This is a genomic window from Pantoea sp. (genome assembly GCF_028283705.1).
GTDB lineage: Bacteria > Pseudomonadota > Gammaproteobacteria > Enterobacterales > Enterobacteriaceae > Pantoea.
Genome location: NZ_JAPWKD010000027.1, coordinates 1 through 4,757, shown reverse-complemented (window position 1 = coordinate 4,757; position 4,757 = coordinate 1). Strand labels below are relative to the sequence as shown.

Below are 4,757 nucleotides of genomic sequence, written 5' to 3'. Positions count from 1 at the left end.
ATTCACGCGCAGCGGTAAAGCCAATCAGGATCGGCAAAATGATAAATGCAGCCGAGCTACACATATCGAGCATGATGTAGAGCGCATTATCAGGATTTACCCAGCCATAGGTTTTGACCATTCCCAGCAGCCCCATTAGCAGGCCGGAGGCAACGATGGCGGGAATGATCGGCACAAAAATATTCGACAGCAGACGGGCGATGCGCTGGAACGGATTCAGTTTACGCGCGGCAATATCAGCCGCTTCTGATTTGCTTGATTCGCTGATGCCCGCCTCGGCGATAAACGCCGCATAAACCTTGTTAACCACGCCAGTACCGAAAATAACCTGCAACTGACCGGCATTGCGAAAGCAGCCTTTCACGCCATCGATTTTGCCAATGGCATCGGTATCTGCTTTAGCATCGTCCACCAGTACCAGACGCAGGCGCGTGGCGCAGTGCGCGGCGCTGGCAATATTGTCCCTGCCTCCCAGCAACGGCAGTAGCGACCGGGAAATTTTTGCAAAATCCATACTTACCTCTGTCTTCTCATTATTGTGCTATCAGCCTGGTTGAAACGGCCCCGAAGGGCCGAGGAATCAGAACCAGGTTTCCATTTGTACACCGAAGTTCCATTCACCACCGGCCTTGAAGCCGTTGCTGCCAAAGGCATCATCGCTGGCATAATTATCCAGGCGATGATCCCAGTCCATCCAGGTAGCGAAGAGGCGGATTTCCGGACGTTTCAGGAACTCGCCCACGTCACCGGCCTTCAGCGTTGGCGCGACGGTGAGTTTGTAGAAGCTGCCGCTTACTGCGTTACGGCTGTTGTAGCCTTTTGGACGCAGATCCATATATTGATAAGAACCTTCGTACTGCATCTCGAAATTCTGGGTAAACTCCTGAATCAGGCGCAGGTTAGCCGTTGCCCATTCATAGCTGTCACCTTTGACGTACCGATCCTTGCTGCTTTGCGCCAGCAACGCCGGAGCGATATGCCAGCCCCCGCCCAGTGGCGTGATGCCATAACTTGCCAGACGCCAGGTATTTGCTTCTGGCAGAAGGGCACCATCTGAGCCGATGGATTTCACCTCGGCCCCCAGACCGTGACCGTAGAGCAGGGCAGTTTTCGCAGAACCTTCGCGCAGACCATAGAAGCTGTCGTTATGCAGACCGAGTAAGGCGTGCATGCCGGTATTGGCCGCATCGCCTTTGACTTTGTTGCCATCGGTATCGACACGGTCATCGTTATCTCTGGCGCGCATACCGCTCACCATCAACTGCAACGGGCCATAGAAGTTATTCAGCGACAGGATGTAGTTTTGGGCGGTATTTTCGTTGTTTTCGATATCGCCAAAGGTGCGGCCATACAGCGAGAAGTTGCTGCGCGCGTCGTCACTCCATTTCATGTCATAGATACCTGCACCGGTCCCGGCGAGGAACACCACATCGGAGTCAATCCAGTGGATGTCGAAGTTATCGCGATCGAAGCGTTTCCCTGCCCAGACGGTGGAATCTTTGAATGCGCCGGAGAAGGTGGGCAGATGACCGATTTCAGTGAAGGCCTGGCGCAGGTTGAGATCGCTGCTGGAGGCGGTCCAGTCGTTGTAGGTGCGTTGTCCGTCGGCGAGCATCACCTTGAAACGGGTGGTTGCGCCGTTGGTCAGCGTCTGTTTGTGTTCAAGATTAAGTTCGACATAGGTATCCGGTTCGTTACCGAGGCGACCAATGTTGCCACCGGTCTCACCCGCTGGCGTTACCGTCGGGCCACCCTGAGTTTTAGATGCCGAGTTATTCATTAACAAGCCGGAGCGGGCATAGCCGTGGAACTCAAAACCTTCATCATCACTGCTGGTGGCTTTCTGTTCCAGACGGGCGGTGCGCTGCTCCACCTGAGTGGTCGTGGTTTGATTCTGTTGTTGTGCGGCGACCAGCTGCTGTGCCTGTTTTTCGGCAGCTTCGGCGCGGTTTTCTGCGGCATTAGCGCGCTGTTCGGCGGCCTGCAAACGCTGTTCCAGCGCTGCCAGACGTGCCTCAATGCTGCTCATGCTGGGATCCGCTGCCCATGCGGACCCGGAACCGGAACCTAACAACACACCAAGGGTTATAGCGAGAGTGCTTTTTTTCATTGTTTTGCGTCCCTGAGGAAAGGCTATCATCACAAAGTTATTTTTTTGCTAAACCGGTTTAGGCGTTGAATCATAATCACGGGTAATTTCTCCGCGCAATGAAATTTGCTAAACCGATTTAGTGATTGTGAGATAGCTCGCAAAACGCAGCGGCAACCAGGCCAGAAATTAGCTGATTAGCTGAGTTGCTCCTCCAACTGGTGGAGATAAGGCAGGGCGGTCATGGCACCTTTGGCGGTGGTCGCGAGTGCACCACAAATCTGCGCACTGGCAAGGCGTGCCGCCAGCTGGGGTTCGTTTTCCGGCAGGCCATGCTGCGCCAGTCCCCACAATAATCCCGCGACAAAGGCATCGCCCGCGCCTGTGGTGTCCACGCTGATCACGGGTAAGGTCGGATAATGGAAGGTCTGACCGTTGTGGCAGGCTTTGACTCCCGCTTTACCCTGTGTGACCAGCAGCAGTTTTATACCGAATTGCTCGGCCAGTTGCCGCATGCTGCCATCGACATCTGCTGAACCCGTGGCAAATGCCAGCTCCTCTTCGGAGAGTTTCACCACATCTGCCAGCTGCAACGCCTGGTTCAGACAGTGGAGCAGGTTGGCGGCATCCGGCCATAAATCGTGACGAATATTCGGGTCGAAGCTGACGAAAACCACCTGCCGCCTGAACCCATTGCATCGCGGTGAATGCGGTGGCGCGTGAAGGCTCCGCCGCCAGCGCGATGGAGCAGCAATGCAGCCATTCTCCGGCCTGAAAGTCTGGTAAATCAGCTGGCTCAATAAACAGATCGGCGCTCGGGCGCACCATAAAGGTAAACGAACGCTCGCCGTCATCATCCAGTGCGACCACCACCGTCGAGGTACGATGGGCGGGATCGGCGGTCATAAAGTGAGTATTCACCTGCTCGTCGGCCAGCGTCCGGCACATAAAGTGGCCAAAAGGGTCATCGCCAACGCGACCAATAAATCCGCTGTTCCCCTGTAGCCGGGCAATCCCTACTGCAACATTGGCTGGCGCGCCACCGGGGCACTGCATCAGGCGTCCCGGCCCTTCCGGTAACAGATCTACAACGGCGTCTCCCAGACACCAGACTCGTGCTGCCATGTCATCATCTCCAAAAGTAATTTTGTAGAAAATTAACTAAACCGGTTTAGCATGGCAATCGAAATTTGTCTGATAGCGATGTGGTGATGGGGTATTCTGTGAAGATAGTGAAAGCGGGGGAGTTGACTGGGTACTTTGCTCCATTACGGCATAGCTAAAAATACGAAGCGGTCAGTAAATGACCGCCTCTTTCCCGGCCCCGGTGGGGCGCAGCCTGACAGAATTTATCCACAGGGTTTCGGGCGGGATATGCACCCTGAATGTGGACAAGATACGCGAGAGCCGCTAACGCATTGAGCCGCAGAAAATTACAAAAAATCATACCCTTTCCAGCGGTAGTTCAGCATTGAAATTACCCAGCTGATGATAAACAGCCCCACCACCACAAAACCCGCGTTGCCAAGGTTTTCGTTAAGCGCGCTGACCCAGTGCCACATGCCGCCCTGTAATCCGAACTTATCCGCCAGCAGGCCCAGCGCTTCGAGTCCGCCAATAAATAACGCGGCAATCACTGAGGTACCGGTAATGGTCATGTTGTAGTAAAGCTTACGCTGGGGTTTATTGAATGCCCAGCCGTAAGCGTTGACCATCAGGATATTATCGAGGGTATCTACTAGCATCATGCCGCTGGCAAATAGCACCGGAAAAACCATAATCGACCAGATTGAGATACCAGAAGAGGCGCTGGCGACGGAGATACCCAACACGCCAATCTCGGTGGCAGTATCAAAACCCAGACCGAATAAAAAGCCCACCAGGTACATATGCCAGCTTTTATCCACCATCTTAAAGGTGGAATTAAATAACCAGCTCATGATGCCGCCACCGGTCATGTCGAGAGTATCGGCGGTGAGCGTTTCTCCTCGTTTCCACTGGCGGAAATTGCGCCATACGCTTTTCAGAATCACCAGATTCACCAGCGCCATAGCCAACAGAAAACAGGCAGACACGGCGGTGCCGATCACCCCTCCAACATCATGGAACCAGCCCATACGATGCTGGAAGGTAGTGGCTGTCGCGGCAATCGCCAGCGACGCGAGGATAACGATGCTGGAATGGCCGAGAGAGAACCAGGCACCAATACCAATTGACCGTTTACCCTGTTGCAGCATTTTGCGGGTGACGTTATCAATAGCGGCGATATGGTCTGCATCGACAGCGTGGCGCAGGCCATAGCACCATGCCAGCAGGCTGGCGGCCACCAGCGCCGGGCTGTGACGGAAAATCACCAGCGCCCATGCCCAGGCGGCGAAATTGGCGGTCACCAGCAGCGCCAGCAAGACGCCAGCGCGTGAGGTCGTAGCGGATTCACGTAAATGCATCATTCTATCCTTGTGGGTTTGTCATCAGATGGGCAGCGGCGATCAATGCCTGGCCGAACGAAAGAGCAGCGTCACCGGCAGGTAACTGTTGCGGAAGAAAACCTGAAAATCAGCGAGGTAGAAAGCCAGACAGGCGCGCATCAGCCGGTTGTGCAGCACGCCGCCACAGCAAACGAGGGTAGTAATGTTCTGTAACCGGGCATGATGGCGCGCAAGGTTCG

Annotated in this window: 3 protein-coding genes and 2 pseudogenes; all 5 read right to left on the bottom strand. The window is 54.7% G+C overall.

Translation table 11 applies throughout. The annotated features are described in order from the left end of the window. The coding region (locus PW844_RS21525; RefSeq protein WP_299456210.1) for a glucose PTS transporter subunit EIIB at positions 1-514 on the bottom strand (514 nt) is incomplete at its 3' end. Between the two features lie 66 nt (positions 515-580). Beyond that, a complete protein-coding gene (locus PW844_RS21520) occupies positions 581-2,110 on the bottom strand; it encodes a carbohydrate porin (RefSeq protein ID WP_299456208.1) in 1,530 nt (509 codons plus the stop codon). A 176-nt stretch (positions 2,111-2,286) separates the two neighbouring features. After that, positions 2,287-3,214, bottom strand: a pseudogene (locus tag PW844_RS21515) (aminoimidazole riboside kinase). A 308-nt stretch (positions 3,215-3,522) separates the two neighbouring features. Continuing rightward, positions 3,523-4,536 carry a HoxN/HupN/NixA family nickel/cobalt transporter gene (locus PW844_RS21510; protein ID WP_299456212.1) on the bottom strand — a complete coding sequence of 338 codons (1,014 nt, stop codon included), beginning with the start codon at positions 4,534-4,536 and terminating at the stop codon, positions 3,523-3,525. Between the two features lie 4 nt (positions 4,537-4,540). Next, positions 4,541-4,757 (bottom strand): annotated as a pseudogene (locus PW844_RS21505) (hypothetical protein); the annotation flags it as partial.